This window comes from Curtobacterium sp. MCBA15_004, assembly GCF_001865055.2.
In the GTDB taxonomy this organism is placed as follows: domain Bacteria; phylum Actinomycetota; class Actinomycetes; order Actinomycetales; family Microbacteriaceae; genus Curtobacterium.
The window spans coordinates 1,898,531-1,912,000 of sequence record NZ_CP126266.1 but is presented as its reverse complement, the minus strand read 5'-3'; the positions used below and the strand labels follow the sequence as shown (position 1 = coordinate 1,912,000).

Annotated in this window: 13 protein-coding genes; 4 read left to right on the top strand and 9 right to left on the bottom strand. The window is 73.1% G+C overall.

The window, feature by feature from the left end; genetic code table 11:
- Positions 1 to 160: 160 nt before the first annotated feature.
- Positions 161 to 874: a 3-oxoacyl-ACP reductase FabG gene (fabG, locus tag QOL16_RS09015; RefSeq protein ID WP_071281928.1), complete on the top strand. Its 714-nt coding sequence runs from the start codon at positions 161 to 163 to the stop codon at positions 872 to 874.
- A 23-nt stretch (positions 875 to 897) separates the two neighbouring features.
- Here the strand turns inward: fabG and serB are convergent, their stop codons facing one another.
- Together serB and glgC are read right to left on the bottom strand one after the other, a co-directional pair.
- Positions 898 to 1,536, bottom strand: coding sequence for a phosphoserine phosphatase SerB (gene serB, locus QOL16_RS09010; protein WP_065959012.1), 639 nt, complete (start codon positions 1,534 to 1,536; stop codon positions 898 to 900).
- A gap of 113 nt (positions 1,537 to 1,649) precedes the next feature.
- Positions 1,650 to 2,891 carry a glucose-1-phosphate adenylyltransferase gene (gene glgC / locus QOL16_RS09005; RefSeq protein ID WP_065959011.1) on the bottom strand — a complete coding sequence of 414 codons (1,242 nt, stop codon included), beginning with the start codon at positions 2,889 to 2,891 and terminating at the stop codon, positions 1,650 to 1,652.
- A gap of 47 nt (positions 2,892 to 2,938) precedes the next feature.
- Between glgC and glgA the strand changes: the two genes are divergently transcribed.
- From glgA to QOL16_RS08990, 3 genes are all read left to right on the top strand, one after another.
- Positions 2,939 to 4,138 carry a glycogen synthase gene (glgA, locus tag QOL16_RS09000; RefSeq protein ID WP_071281926.1) on the top strand — a complete coding sequence of 400 codons (1,200 nt, stop codon included), beginning with the start codon at positions 2,939 to 2,941 and terminating at the stop codon, positions 4,136 to 4,138.
- Between the two features lie 9 nt (positions 4,139 to 4,147).
- Positions 4,148 to 4,930: an ABC transporter ATP-binding protein gene (locus tag QOL16_RS08995; protein ID WP_065959006.1), complete on the top strand. Its 783-nt coding sequence runs from the start codon at positions 4,148 to 4,150 to the stop codon at positions 4,928 to 4,930.
- A gap of 145 nt (positions 4,931 to 5,075) precedes the next feature.
- The gene (locus tag QOL16_RS08990) at positions 5,076 to 5,324 is read left to right on the top strand and encodes a type B 50S ribosomal protein L31 (RefSeq protein WP_065959005.1); all 249 of its coding nucleotides are present in this window, start codon (positions 5,076 to 5,078) and stop codon (positions 5,322 to 5,324) included.
- A gap of 193 nt (positions 5,325 to 5,517) precedes the next feature.
- Here QOL16_RS08990 and QOL16_RS08985 read toward each other — a convergent pair whose 3' ends face one another.
- From QOL16_RS08985 to QOL16_RS08955, 7 genes are all read right to left on the bottom strand, one after another.
- Positions 5,518 to 6,327 carry a hypothetical protein gene (locus tag QOL16_RS08985; protein ID WP_071281923.1) on the bottom strand — a complete coding sequence of 270 codons (810 nt, stop codon included), beginning with the start codon at positions 6,325 to 6,327 and terminating at the stop codon, positions 5,518 to 5,520.
- A complete protein-coding gene (locus QOL16_RS08980) occupies positions 6,324 to 8,975 on the bottom strand; it encodes a phosphoribosyltransferase domain-containing protein (RefSeq protein WP_071281921.1) in 2,652 nt (883 codons plus the stop codon). Before QOL16_RS08980 ends, QOL16_RS08985 begins: the two co-directional genes overlap by 4 nt.
- Positions 8,972 to 10,159: an HpcH/HpaI aldolase/citrate lyase family protein gene (locus tag QOL16_RS08975; RefSeq protein WP_071281919.1), complete on the bottom strand. Its 1,188-nt coding sequence runs from the start codon at positions 10,157 to 10,159 to the stop codon at positions 8,972 to 8,974. The genes QOL16_RS08980 and QOL16_RS08975 overlap by 4 nt, the downstream gene beginning before the upstream one ends.
- Before the next feature lie 3 nt (positions 10,160 to 10,162).
- The gene (locus tag QOL16_RS08970) at positions 10,163 to 10,738 is read right to left on the bottom strand and encodes a hypothetical protein (protein WP_139266266.1); all 576 of its coding nucleotides are present in this window, start codon (positions 10,736 to 10,738) and stop codon (positions 10,163 to 10,165) included.
- A gap of 347 nt (positions 10,739 to 11,085) precedes the next feature.
- Entirely contained in the window at positions 11,086 to 11,646 is a 561-nt protein-coding gene (locus QOL16_RS08965) for a TerD family protein (protein ID WP_065958994.1), read from the bottom strand.
- Positions 11,643 to 12,203 (bottom strand): hypothetical protein, encoded by a 561-nt coding sequence (locus QOL16_RS08960; RefSeq protein WP_065958991.1) that lies wholly within the window; start codon positions 12,201 to 12,203, stop codon positions 11,643 to 11,645. Before QOL16_RS08960 ends, QOL16_RS08965 begins: the two co-directional genes overlap by 4 nt.
- 18 nt (positions 12,204 to 12,221) lie before the next feature.
- On the bottom strand, positions 12,222 to 13,442 hold the full coding sequence (locus QOL16_RS08955) for a toxic anion resistance protein (RefSeq protein WP_071281881.1): 1,221 nt from the start codon (positions 13,440 to 13,442) through the stop codon (positions 12,222 to 12,224).
- Positions 13,443 to 13,470 lie beyond the last annotated feature (28 nt).

The following is a 13,470-nucleotide window of genomic DNA, read 5'->3' as shown; positions in this document are numbered from 1 at the left end:
GTTCTTCCCTCGGTCTCCGACAACCCTAAGCCCGCACCACCGACAGTCACCCCGCCGCGCGGGGGACAAGTGCGGGGATCGGCTCCGGTACGCTCGTCCGGGCGTGTCCGGCCGGGAGACCGACGGCGCGCCGAGCCCCACACCACCGAACGGAGCGACCATGAGCACCCCCCGTACCGTCCTCATCACCGGCGGCAACCGCGGCATCGGCCACGCCCTCGCGGAGCGCTTCGTCGCCGCCGGGCACCGCGTCGCCGTGACCTCCCGCAGTGGCCAGGGCGGCCCCGAGGGTGCGCTCACGGTCGCCGCGGACATCACCGACTCGGCCTCGGTCGACGCCGCGTTCTCACAGGTCGAGGCGGAGCTCGGGCCGATCGAGGTCCTCGTCGCCAACGCCGGCATCACGAACGACCAGCTGCTGCTCCGCATGTCCGAGGAGGACTTCACGAGCGTCGTCGACACGAACCTCACGGGCACCTTCCGCGTCGTCAAGCGCGCCACGAAGGGCATGATGAAGGCGAAGTTCGGCCGCATCGTCCTGATGTCGAGCGTCGTCGGCGCCTACGGCCAGGTCGGTCAGGTCAACTACGCGTCGTCGAAGGCCGCCCTCGTCGGCATGGCCCGGTCGATCACGCGCGAGCTCGGCTCCCGCGGCATCACCGCGAACGTCGTCGCGCCCGGCTTCATCCAGACCGACATGACCGCCGCGCTGCCCGACGAGCTGCAGGCCGAGTTCAAGAAGCAGATCCCCGCGGCGCGCTACGGCACCGTGGACGACGTGGCCGAGGCGACGCTGTTCCTCGCCGGCGACGGTGCCGGGTACGTCTCCGGCGCGGTCATCCCCGTCGACGGCGGCCTCGGGATGGGTCACTAGCCCGACCGCGGCCGGCGTCCGCGCTAGCCGCGCAGCCCGAGGGTCGCGAGCACCGCGGACAGGTCTCGGTCGACGACCGCCACGTCCGCCCGCTCGCGCACGAGCGGCTTCGCGTCGAACGCCACCCCGAGCGCCGCGACGCCGAGCATCACGAGGTCGTTCGCCCCGTCCCCGACCGCGACCGTCCGCGTCATGGGCACGCCGTCCTCGTCGGCCCAGGCGCGCAGGGTCTCGGCCTTCGCCGCGGCGTCGACGACCGCGCCGGACACCCGCCCGGTGAGGACGCCGTCGACGACCTCGAGCCGGTTCGCCCGGCAGTGGTCGAGCCCGAGGCGCGCCGCGAACGGGTCGAGCACCTCGTGGAACCCGCCCGACACCACACCGACGGTCCCGCCGGCGGCGTGCACGCCGCGGACCAGGTCGTCCGCACCCCGCGTGACGCGGACCGCCTGCTGCGCGCGGGTGCACACCTCGGCCGGGAGGCCCGCCAGGGTCGCGACCCGCTCCCGCAGGCTCGCGGCGAAGTCGAGTTCGCCGCGCATGGCGCGCTCCGTCACCGCCTGCACCTGTGGCCGGGTCCCGGCGTGGTCGGCGAGCAGTTCGATGACCTCGTCCTCGAGCAGCGTGGAGTCGGCATCGAGGACGACGAGGAAGCGGGGCACGGACCAACGGTACCGACAGCAGGAGGCGCGGCCGACGTCCGTGACGTCAGCCGCGCCTCCCGGCCCGGTGCCGCGTCGTGGACGCGACCGGGCGTGGCGGTCGGTGGACCTGCCTAGGCCTCCACGCGGACGCCCTTGCCGACGACCGTGATGCCGGACTCGGTGACCGTGAAGCCGCGGGCCTCGTCGGTCTCGCGGTCGACGCCGACCCGGGCGCCGGGGGCGATCACGACGTCCTTGTCGAGGATGGCGCGGTTCACGACGGCGCCGGCACCGATCGAGGCCCGCTCGAACACGATCGAGTCGAGGACCTTCGCGCCGGAGTCGATCCCGCACCACGGACCGATCACGCTGCGCTCGACCTGCGCGCCGGACAGCAGGCAGCCGAGCGACACGATCGAGTCGACGGTCGAGCCGGTGTTGCCGTTTGCGTCGCGCACGAACTTCGCCGGGGGCAGGTTCGTCTGCTGGTTGAAGATCGGCCAGTCCTGGTTGTACAGGTTGAACACCGGCACCGGCGCGATGAGGTCCATGTGGGCGTCGAAGAACGAGTCGATCGTCCCCACGTCGCGCCAGTAGTACCGGTCGCGCTCGTTCGACCCCGGCACGTCGTTGCCCTTGAGGTCGTAGACGCCGGCGTCGCCACGGGCCACGAAGTCGGGGACGATGTCGCCGCCCATGTCGTGCTTGCTCGTCTCGATCTGCCCGTCGCGGAGCACGGCGTCGACGAGCGCGTCGGCGTTGAAGACGTAGTTGCCCATCGACGCGAGGATCTCGTCGGGGGAGTCGGCCAGGCCGACGGCGTCCTTCGGCTTCTCGAGGAACGCGTCGATCCTGGTCGGGTCCTCCTCGTCCACCTGGATGACGCCGAACTGGTCGGCGAGACCGATCGGCTGACGGATCGCCGCGACCGTGGCACTGCGGCCGGAGGCGATGTGGGCCTCGATCATCTGGTGGAAGTCCATGCGGTAGACGTGGTCGGCACCGACCACGACGACGATGTCGGGGCGTTCGTCACGGAGCAGGTTGAGCGACTGCAGGATCGCGTCGGCCGAGCCGGCGAACCAGCGCTTGCCGAGTCGCTGCTGCGCGGGCACCGACGCGACGTAGGACCCGAGGAGCCCCTCCATGCGCCAGGTCTCGGCGACGTGGCGGTCGAGGCTGTGCGACTTGTACTGCGTCAGGACCACGATCTTCTGCAGCCCGGAGTTGACCAGGTTGGAGAGCGCGAAGTCGATGAGGCGGAAGTTGCCGCCGAACGGGACTGCGGGCTTCGCGCGGTCGGCCGTGAGCGGCATGAGCCGCTTGCCCTCGCCACCGGCGAGGACGATGCCGAATACCTTCTTTGGTGCCATGTGGTTCACAGTAGGCGTCCGGACAGTGAACCCGTTACGTTGAACCAGTGCGAGTCGATCTGCTGACCAGGGAGTATCCGCCGGAGGTCTACGGCGGAGCGGGTGTCCACGTTGCCGAACTCACCGCTGCGTTGCGGTCGGGGACGGAGACGGACGTCCGTGTCCGGGCCTTCGGGGCCTTCCGTGACGAACCCGACGTGTGGGCGTACCGCACGCCCGCCGGTCTGGAGAACGCGAACGGCGCGCTCCAGGCCCTCGGCACCGACGTCGCCATCGCGGCCGACGTCGCGGGCGCCGACATCGTGCACTCGCACACCTGGTACGCGAACGCCGCGGGCCGCATCGCCCAGTTGACGCACGGCATCCCGCACGTCGTCTCGGCGCACAGCCTCGAGCCGCTGCGTCCGTGGAAGGCCGAGCAGCTCGGCGGCGGGTACCGCCTGTCCAGCTGGATGGAGCGCGAGGCGTTCGAGAACGCCGACGGGGTCATCGCGGTGTCGAAGGCCATGCGCGCCGACATCCTCCGCTCGTACCCGTCGATCGACCCGGCGAAGGTCCGCGTCGTCTACAACGGGATCGACATCGACGCGTGGAAGCCCACCGTCGACGAGGACGCCGTCCGCGCGCTCGGCATCGACCCCGGCAAGCGCAGCGTCGTCTTCGTCGGGCGCATCACCCGCCAGAAGGGCCTGCCCTACCTGCTCCGCGCGGTCGCGTCGCTCCCCGAGGACGTCCAGGTCGTGCTCTGCGCGGGCGCGCCCGACACCCCCGAGATCATGGCCGAGGTCACCGGGCTCGTCGAGTCCCTCCGGACCGAGCGCGAGGGCGTCGTCTGGATCGACCGGATGCTGTCGCACCAGGAGATCGTCAACGTCCTGTCCTCCGGCACGGTCTTCGTCTGCCCCTCGATCTACGAGCCCCTCGGCATCGTCAACCTCGAAGCCATGGCGTGCGGCATCCCCGTCGTCGGCACGCGGACCGGCGGCATCCCCGAGGTCGTCGCCGACGGCCTGACCGGCCGGATCGTGCCGATCGACCAGGCGCAGGACGGTACCGGGACGCCGAACGACCCCGACCGGTTCGTCGCCGACCTGGCCGCGACGCTCGAGGAGGTGCTCGCCGACGAGGGCCTCGCGAAGCTCATGGGACGCGCGGGCCGCCTGCGCGTCGAGACCGAGTTCACGTGGGACGCGATCGCCCGCCGGACACGGCAGGTCTACGACGAGGTGCTCGCACAGAAGCCGTAGGCTGGGGCCATGCCCTCGGTCGTGCGCTTGTCAGACGTCTCCGTTGTCCGCAACGGGTCCACCATCCTCGACGGGATCTCGTGGGAGGTGCAGGACGACGAGCGCTGGGTGGTGCTCGGCGCGAACGGCGCGGGCAAGACCACGCTGCTGCAGGTGGCCGGCGCGCAGACCTTCCCGACGTCCGGTTCGGTCGAGGTGCTCGGCACCGAGCTCGGCAGCGCGGACCTGGCCGAGCTGCGGCCCCGCATCGGCTTCGCGTCGACGGCACTCGCGCGCCGCATCCCGGTGACCGAGAAGGTCGTCGACGTCGTGCTCACCGCCGCGTACGCGGTCACCGGGCGCTGGAACGAGGAGTACGAGGAGCTCGACGTCCGCCGTGCCCAGCGCGTGCTCGACGAGTGGGGCCTCGGGTCGTTCACCGATCGGACGTTCGGCGAGCTGAGCGACGGTGAGCAGAAGCGCGTCCAGATCGCCCGCGCCGTGATGACCGACCCCGAGGTGCTGTTCCTCGACGAGCCGGCGGCGTCGCTCGACCTCGGCGCCCGCGAGAGCCTCGTCCGCACCCTCGGCGGCTACGCCCAGAGCAGCGACTCGCCCGCGATCGTGGTCGTCACACACCACGTCGAGGAGATCCCCGAGGGCTTCACGCACGCACTCGTGCTGTCCGACGGACACGTGCAGGCGGCCGGTCCGATCGACGAGGTCCTGACCGGCGAGACGCTGTCCACGGCGTTCGGCATCGGGCTCACCGTCACGAAGGACGCGGGTCGCTGGACGGCTCGCGCGTCCTGACGACGCGCCGCTCCACACCCGCCCGGATGCTCCCGTGCGGGCCGGTCGTCTGGTAACGTAGACGGCTGGCGCACGCCACAGACTTCCCGTGCCGCGCTCGTCTCGATCGCGACACAGTCCGACCCATCTCAACCGAGGAATCGCCATGAAGACCGAAACCCACCCCGAGTACAACGCCATCGTCTTCCGTGACCTGGCTTCCGGTGAGACGTTCCTGACGCGTTCGACCGCGACCAGCGACAAGACCATCGAGCTCGACGGTGCGACCTACCCGGTCATCGACGTCGAGATCTCCTCCGCGTCGCACCCGTTCTACACGGGCAAGCAGCGCATCCTCGACTCGGCCGGCCGCGTCGAGAAGTTCAACCAGCGCTTCAAGGGCTTCAGCAAGTAAGCAGCCACGGCGTCCGGACGGGCGGTCCTCCCCTGGGAGGGCCGCCCGTTCTGCGTGTGCGGCGTGGGTCGTGTCGGACGGGAGGCGCGGGGCGGGCTGGTCGCGTGCCTCCCGTCCGGCGGATGGTCGGACGGGAGGCGCGGGGCGGGCTGGTGGCGCGCCTCCCGTCCGGCGGACGGTCGCTGGTGGCGCCTCAGGCGCGCGCGACCGCTGCGGCGGCGCGGCGCACGATCTCCTCGCCGGCGAGCACGCCGGACGCGTCGGTGACGGTGCAGTGCGGGGCCGTCCACCCGGCGGCGTGGAGTTCGCCGTGCGCCGGTCGGAGCGCGACGTCTGCCCAGGCGAGCATGTCCCGGTCGAGCAGGGAGTCGCCGGCGGCGACCGAGGTGGTCGCGCCGACCCGGGCCCCGACCTCGGCGAGGGCACGTTCCTTGCGGATCGCGCGCGGCACGGCGTAGAGCTTCCGGCCCTGCAGCGAGACGACCCAGCCGCGGGCGTCGAGTTCGGCCGTGAGGGTCGCGAGCGCGTCGTCGGGGAGCTGTGCCCGGTCGACGACGGCGTAGACGAACAGCTCCTCGGCGCGGTGGTTGCGGAGGAGCGCCCCCTCGGGGAGGAGGGCGAGGAAGCGTTCCTCGGCTTCGGGCAGCGGTGCACTCGACGCGTCGATGTCGGTGCGGAGCGTCCGCGTCCAGTCGGCGTCCGGCTCGCCGTCGTGCAGCACGACGGCGCCGTTCGTCGTGACCGCCCACCCGGCGGTCGGGAGCGGGAGGCGGATGCGACGGTACTGCGCCACCGTCCGGGTGGTGACCGGCACGACCGTCGCGGCGCGGGCGAGGTCGGCGAGGGCGGTCTCGGCTGCGCGTGTCATGAAGGACAGCGGGGCACCCTGGTAGACCTCCGCGACGACGAGGGGTGGGGCGTCCTGGTCGGGGCCGCCGAGGAGGAGCGCGGCGGCCGAGTAGACGAGGGTGCGGTCGAGGTCGAACCCGACGAGGGCGGTCACCGGGCGACCCGGGTCGGTGTCGTGGGGGTGTCGGTCGTGGTCGCGTCGGGTGCGGTCGCCGTTGCGTCGGTCGTGTCGGTACCCGCGTCCGTCGCGGTGCCGGTGTCGGTCGGCACCCCTTCGCTCACGCGGCTGCCGAGGGGGTGGATGAGACCGACGCAGCTGTAGGCGAGGTCGGGGCGGGTGACGACCGGCACGCCGCGTTCCCGGGCGAGCGCGACGACGTGCGCGACGTCCACGTCGTCGGGGTCCCGCACGAGCACCTGCCACGGGACGCGCCGGAGCAGCACCCGGGTGGTCTCCCCGACGCCGGGCTTGACGAGGTGCAGGTCCGCGATGCCGAACTCGGCCCCGATCGCCTCGACGGTCCGCATGCCGCGCCAGTCCACCGCGCGTCGGGCGACGGCGTCCGGCCCCTCGTCGGCCAGGGCGGCGCGGACACGGGGGAGGACGGCGCCGAAGTGCGCCTCGATCGCGGCGACGAAGGCCTGCGAGTGGTCACGGGCGGCGAGGTGCCGGTACTGCTTCGCGCCGTGCAGCGTGCCGAGCGGCGTCACCGCGCGGTTGAACACCGTCCGCGAGACCAGCCCCGAGACGGTCGAGTTCAGGCACGCCGAGGGCACGAGGTAGTCGTCGCGCGTCCCGTGCAGCGGGGTGCACCCGGCCGGGTCGGCGAGCACCGCGAGGTCGTCGCGGAAGCGGACCCCGTCGGAGGCCGCGAACCGGTCGAGCGCGTCGGTGAGTTCGCGGGTGATGGCGCCCTTGCCGGTCCAGCCGTCGACGAACACGACGTCGTCCGGGTCGTGGTGCGCGGCGAGCCAGCGGAGGGCGGTCTCGTCGATGCCGACCCCGCGGACGATGCTCGCGGTGCGGTGGGGGAGCAGGACGCCGTGCTGGCGCTCGGCCCACCGGCGCATGAGGATCCCGACAGGCGTGCCGGCACGGGCGAGCGACACGAGGACCGGTCGGCGGCGGTCGCGCAGCACGAGTTCGGTGACGACGCCGACGGCCTCGGCGATGCGCTCCGCCGAGCGTGCCAGCGCGTCCTCGTACAGCCGCTCGTAGGCCTCGGACGGGACGTACTCCACGGGCAGGGACTCGGCGTAGTTCGCGCCCTCGAGCTGGATCGCGCGTTCCCGGTCGGCGGTGTCCGCCTCGAGCGCGACGTCCGCCAGGTCCTGCAGCAGCCAGGTGACGTCGTCGGGCGTGTAGGAGCCGAAGGAGGGGCCGGTCAGGGGTCGGGGCCCGGCGGCGGTCGACGCCGTCGGGGCCGTGCCGGCCGACGTGGACCCGCTCGACGCGGGGACGTGGAGCGGGGCCTCGACCAGGACGACGTGCGCGGTGACCGCCGTCAGGGCTGCGAGCAGGCCGTCGTCGCCGTCGAGCAGCGCACGGTCGGTGCCGGGTTCCGGCAGCACCACGATCGCGTCGAACCCGTGGACGTTGTACGCGAAGCGCTCGCCCGGCCCGTCGACGGTCCGTTCCCGTGAGCGGAACCGGACGCCGGAACGCACCGGCCAGGCCGGGTCGTCGAGGACCGCGACGGGCGACCGGGTCGTCGTGGACGACGTCACGTCGACACCGGTCCGGCGCAGCGCATCGGCGACCACGAGCGGCGTGTGCATGTGCTCCTCGGTGCCGAGCACCAGGACGCGTCCGGGCTCCTCACCGAGGATCCGTCGGAGGTCGGCAGCGGTCCCCTCGACGTCGGTCCGCGGCAGGCGGCTGCGTCCGGCGGGCACGCCGTGGCGGTCGACGTCGGTCGGTGCGGCCGTCAGCGCGGTCACGCGACCCGGCCCGCTCGCGCCGCTCGTCGGGGTCGTCCCGTGGTCGGCCACGACCCGTGCGGCGGTGTCGACCAGGCCGTCCGGGAGCGACACCGAGCCGCGTCCCAGTCCGACGACGGTGACCGGGGCGCCGAGTTCGCGCGCGAGGTCGTCCGTCGCTGCGACGTCGGCGGGGGAGCGCAGGTCCACCAGGTTCGCGACGACCCAGCGGCGCTGCGGCGCGATCGCGTGCAGTGCTCGGATCGTCGCCCGTGCGGTGGCGCCCGTGCTGAGCTCGTCGTCGACGAGCACGACCGTGCCGTCGGTCGGCAGCCACTCGGGGTCGCTCGGGAGCAGGCGGTGCGCGGTCGCGTGCGAGTGCGCCTCGTCGAAGCCGGCCGCCGCGGTGGCACCGACCGGGTCGTGCCGGGTGGAGTGCAGGTACCGGGCCCCGAGCGTCTCGGCGACCATCGCCCCGAGGGCGGTCGCGGTCTCGGCGAAGCCGAGGACGAGCACGTCTGGTGCATCCGGGCGGTGGACCGCGAGGTCTGTGCGGAGGGCGGTCGCCGCGCGGTGCAGGTCGGCGTCGGAACGGTCGGCGTCGAGCAGCGCGGCGAGGCGGCCGGCGGCACCGGCGTCGAGACGGGACCCGCCGTCCAGGGCGTCCGCGACGCGCGCGCCGAGTGCCTCGCCGGCGGCGAGGGCGACCGCGGGCACGGTCGGGACGTGCTTCGCGAGCACGGTCGACACGAGCAGGTGCGCGCGCTTCGGGTTGCGCCGCAGGGCGACGCGGACGAGGGCGGCGAGCGGGACGAGCGGGTGGGGCGCGGTCGTCGCGTCGGTGAGGACGACGCCGAGGTCGGCGGGCGTGGGGATGGTCACGGCAGGCTCCGTTCGAGCAGGTCGACGAAGGTCACGTCGGGTGCGGCCACGCCGAAGGCCCGGGCGCGGAGCAGGGTCCGGGTGGCCCATTCGTGGTGCGGCTTCATCTCGTTCATCTTGTTGCCGTAGCGGGACGCGGCGGCCCCGCCGGCGGTGTTCGCGAGCACGTCGGAGGCGTCCGAGAACTCCTCGTCGGTCACGACGGACATGGCGTGCACGAGCGGGACGTGGCGGGGGTGGATGACGGTCTTGCCGGTCAGTCCGTTCGCGCGGTCGAGGGTGACCTCGCGGAGGAGTCCGTCGAAGCCCTCGAGCAGCAGCTCGCGACGCAGTCCCGGGTCACCGGCCTGCTCGAACGGCGTCGATCGGAGCTGGGTCCGGAAGACCCGGTCCGAGCCGGGGTAGTGCTCCCAGACCGGACCCGACACGACGAACCCGTCGCGCGCCCGGCCGAGCACGTTCACCACGTCGCCGATCACCGACGCCAGCATCTGCACGTCGTAGACCGTCAGGTGCGACGGTCGACGGAGCCCGTAGACGCTCGACAGGTCGGTCGCCCCGATCCGGACCGCGAGCACGTCACGTCGGCGGGCGAGCAGCAGGCCGCGGATGGCCGCGAGGGCGCCGACACGGCTCTCGCGGTGCATGATCGACGGCGACTCCAGGATCGGCATCACGAGCAGTCGTCGGTCGTCTCCCCGGTCGGCGTTGAGCTCGTCGAGCACCTCGAACCACCGTGCGCCGCGGCCGTCGCTGGCCTCGAACTTCGGCAGCACGATGCCGCTCAGGGCGTCGAGGGCCGCGGGACCGAGTCGCCCGGCGAACCGGGCGAGGTGCTCGGCGTCGCGCACGCGCAGGAAGAGCTGGGGGAGCGCGGCCACCGAGTCCGCGCCGGAAGCGGCGAGCTCGCGGAGGGCGGCGTCGACGTTGTCCTCGGCGCGGGGCAGGTCGGTGTCGGCCACCGAGTCCTCGAGGCACAGCACGATCGACGCGGCACCGAGGTCCCGCTGGCGCAGGACGTCGCGGACGAGTTCCGGCCGGATGCCCGGCGTGTAGAGGGTCGCTCCGAGCGCGACGGCGCGGAGGTCCTGGTCGCTCGCGCGGGTGACGTCCTCCGGCGGCGTGCGGAAGAACGCCGCGTGCCCCTCGGGATCGCTGCGCTCGAGCTGGGCGAAGTGGCGCACGGGTCAGGCTCCGATCGGCGGTGCGGAGAGGGTGAACCCGAACGCGGCGAACACCTCGCCGTCGTGGAGGGCACGGGGGAACGGTTCGGCGCGGAGTTCGACCTCGCCGTCGATCACGGACAGCGCGGTGATCGTCATCGTGTCGGCGGTGCCGGGGTCCACCGCGAGCGTGGTGCCGTCGTGCAGGGCCACGACGGTGCGGTCACCACCGCGGTTGATGAACAGCGCGCGGCGCAGGGTGCGGACGTGCCGGAGCGTGACCAGGGCCACGTCGCCGTCGAACCCGACGAGGGGCCGGTTGCCCGGGGTCTGCACCGGGCGGCCGGCGGAGCGACCGTCGACGGTGAGGGCGCCGACCACGTGGTCGACGCTCTCCCAGACCGTGCTCGTGCAGCCGGAGACGACCAGCGTGCCGACCGCGGAGCGGCGGCGGTCGACGCGGACGACGGGCGTCTCCGCACCGAGGACCTGGACGTCACGGGGGTCGGGCGCCGGGAAGGGCCGGACCCGTGCGGCACGGGCGGCGAGCCGCGCGGCCACACGTGCCGACGGCCCCTGCGCGGCGGGGGCGCCCGACACCGCGGACGGGCTCGGCGTTCCGGACGCGCCGGCGCCGCTGGCCGTCCGTGCCGGGCTGGGAGCGGTCGCCGGGACCGGTGGCGTGCCGGTCGCGCCACCGAAGGACAGCTGGAGCCCGGCACCGCCGGGACGCGGGCCCGTGCTGGCCCTCGTGCTCGTGCCTGCGGCAGCGGGCCCCGTCGACGCGCCGCGGGAGGGCTCCGGGGCGGTGGCGGCGGGGCCGGTCACCGGTGCGCCGGGGGTCGGACGGTCGCCGGTGTGCGCCGAGGGCAGCGTGGCGGTCGTGGCGTCGGCAGGGGTGGCGGGCCTCGGGCGTGTCCGCCGCCGGAGCCACGGGTGCGCGGAGGTCACCGGGCGCGACCGATGCCGTGGTCGGCGCGCAGACCGGTCAGCCCGGTCGTGTAGCCCTGGCCGACGGCCCGGAACTTCCAGTCCGACCGGTGCCGGTACAGCTCGCCGAGGATCACCGCGTCGATGGTGTGGTTGCGGTCGGCCGGCACCGCGAACGAGACGAGCTCGCGACCGTCCGGTGCGCACACCCGGATCGCCATCGACCGGACCGACCCGAGGTCACGCGGCGAGCGGCGCTCGGGGTCGAGGTAGAGCGCGAACACGATCTTGTCGACGACCGCGGGGACCGAGACGAGGTCGACGTCGATCTCCTCCTGGTCGGACTCGTCGAGGTACCGGACGGAGGCGTCGGCGCTCTCGAGCTGGTTGAAGAACACCAGGTCCTCGTCGGACAGCACGAGGCCGTCCTGCCCGCAGACCAGTGCGACCGGCACGAGCTCGGCGGACGGACCGCGGCTCGGGATCTGGTCCCACGAGATGCCGACCACGACGGCCTGCAGGTCGGGGTTCTCGGCGGTGAGCGCGGCGTTCGCCCCCGGGACGAGCCGGCCGGTCACGAGTCGGCTCCACGCAGGCGGAGACCGGCGTCGCCGTCGCCGAGGCGGTCCCGGAGGAAGCGTCCGTGGGTGGAGAGTTCGGCGATGGCTCCGCTCCTGATCTGTTCGTGCATGTCCTCGACCGTCTCGGCGACGACCTGCAGCTGGTCGGCCAGGGTGCGGGTCGCGGCGCTGTCCTCGCGCCGGTCGGACGCGGGCAGGGACCGGTACGTGCGGACCGGTGTGGGCAGGTAGTCGTCGACGACGGCCTGGAACAGGTACCGCTGCTCGGTCGAGGCCCCGCGCGCGACGGTCGTGCCGGCCGCGTCCCGGAGCAGGTCCTCGACGTGCCGGACGCGGGAGGCGATCACGGTGGGGAGGTCGTCCCCGGCGGCGCGCACGAACGCCCGGAGGTCGTCGAGCCCCGCGGCGACCGCGCCGTCGTCCGCCGCACCGCCCGCGCCCCGGACGTCGATCCGCGCCGCGGCCGCGGCTGCCGCCTCGTGCGCGGTGGGCGCCGGGGCCTGGTCGTCGCGGTCGTCGTCGCGGCCGAACAGGGACCGGAACCGGTCACGCACGGCGCGCGACCGTCCGGGTCATCGGCCGACCGACCGGGGGTCGTCGTCCGTCTGCCGGGCGCGCTCCAGGTACGGCTTCGCCCGCTGGATGCCCGACTCGAGCGCGGACACGGTGGACGCCATGTTCTGCGCGGCCTCGGAGCGGAATGCGTCGATCGCGTCCATCGTCTGGAACACGTTGTCGAACGCCTTCTGCAGGGTCTCGACGCTCACGCCCGAGTTCGTTGCCTGCTGGTGGATGCGCGTCGTCTGGTCGCGCAGCATCTCGCTGGTCTGCAGGATCATCGCGTTCGTCGTGTTGTTGACCGCGTCGATCTGGTCGAGCACCATCCGCTGGTTCGCGAGTGCCTGCGCGACGACCACCGCGGTGCGCAGGGCGGCGATCGTGGTGGTCCGGGCGCGCTCGACGCCCTTGATGAGCTCGGTGTTGTTCTTGCGCACCAGGTCCATCGCGAGGTACCCCTGCACCGAGACGGCGAGCTGCGTGAGGATGTCCTGGTGTCGCTGGCGCACCGGGAAGAGGACGTCCGACTCGAGCTGCTGGGCGGCCTCGACCTTGCCGGCGTTCCGGAGCGACTCGACCTTGGTGACGGTCGCCTGGTCGAGGGCCTTGGCGAAGACGGCGTACTCGCTCAGCTGCTGCATGGTCTCCCACAGCTGCACCTTCTCGTCGGCGAGGGTGGCGTTGTCCTTGCGGAGCTCGTCCTGCCCGGCCATGAGCGACTTGATGATGTGGTCGAGCTGGGTCTGCGCCGACTCGTAGCGCTGGAAGTACTTCGCCAGCTTGTTGCCGCCCGGGATCATCCCGAGGATCTTGCGTCCGGTGCTGAGGTCGGCCTGGTTCGGTGTGAGGTCCTCGACCGTGGACCGCAGGTCGCCGAGGGTCGTGGCGACCCGGACCTGCGCGTCGTCGCCGGAGCGCTTGGCCCCGGCGACGGACGACTGGGACCGCTCGAGCATCCGCGACGAGAATCCGCCGGAGCGGGCCATCTCACTGCCGGCGATCTGGTTGATGCCGTCGATCTTCTGCCCGAACTCCGGGGAGCGCGGGTCGAGCGCCGCGACCTCGTCGACGAACTCGCGGGCCTGCGCCGCGATCTGCGTCTGCCGCTCGGCGTCGACCGGCACCATGCCCGGCGCGTCGTCCGGGGTGATCGTCTCGGCGGCGTCGGCGGGCCGGAGGACGAGGGCGTCCTCGGACGAGTCGGCGGGTTCCGGCGGTGCGAGGGGTCCGGGCATCGTTGCGCTCCTGGGTCGGTCTGCTCGT

Coding starts and splice junctions, on each gene's coding strand:
- QOL16_RS08995 (WP_065959006.1), top strand. CDS start 4,148: ATGCCCTCGGTCGTGCGCTTGTCAGACGTCTCCGTTGTCCGCAACGGG.
- QOL16_RS08990 (WP_065959005.1), top strand. CDS start 5,076: ATGAAGACCGAAACCCACCCCGAGTACAACGCCATCGTCTTCCGTGAC.
- glgC (WP_065959011.1), bottom strand. CDS start 2,891: ATGGCACCAAAGAAGGTATTCGGCATCGTCCTCGCCGGTGGCGAGGGC.
- QOL16_RS08955 (WP_071281881.1), bottom strand. CDS start 13,442: ATGCCCGGACCCCTCGCACCGCCGGAACCCGCCGACTCGTCCGAGGAC.
- fabG (WP_071281928.1), top strand. CDS start 161: ATGAGCACCCCCCGTACCGTCCTCATCACCGGCGGCAACCGCGGCATC.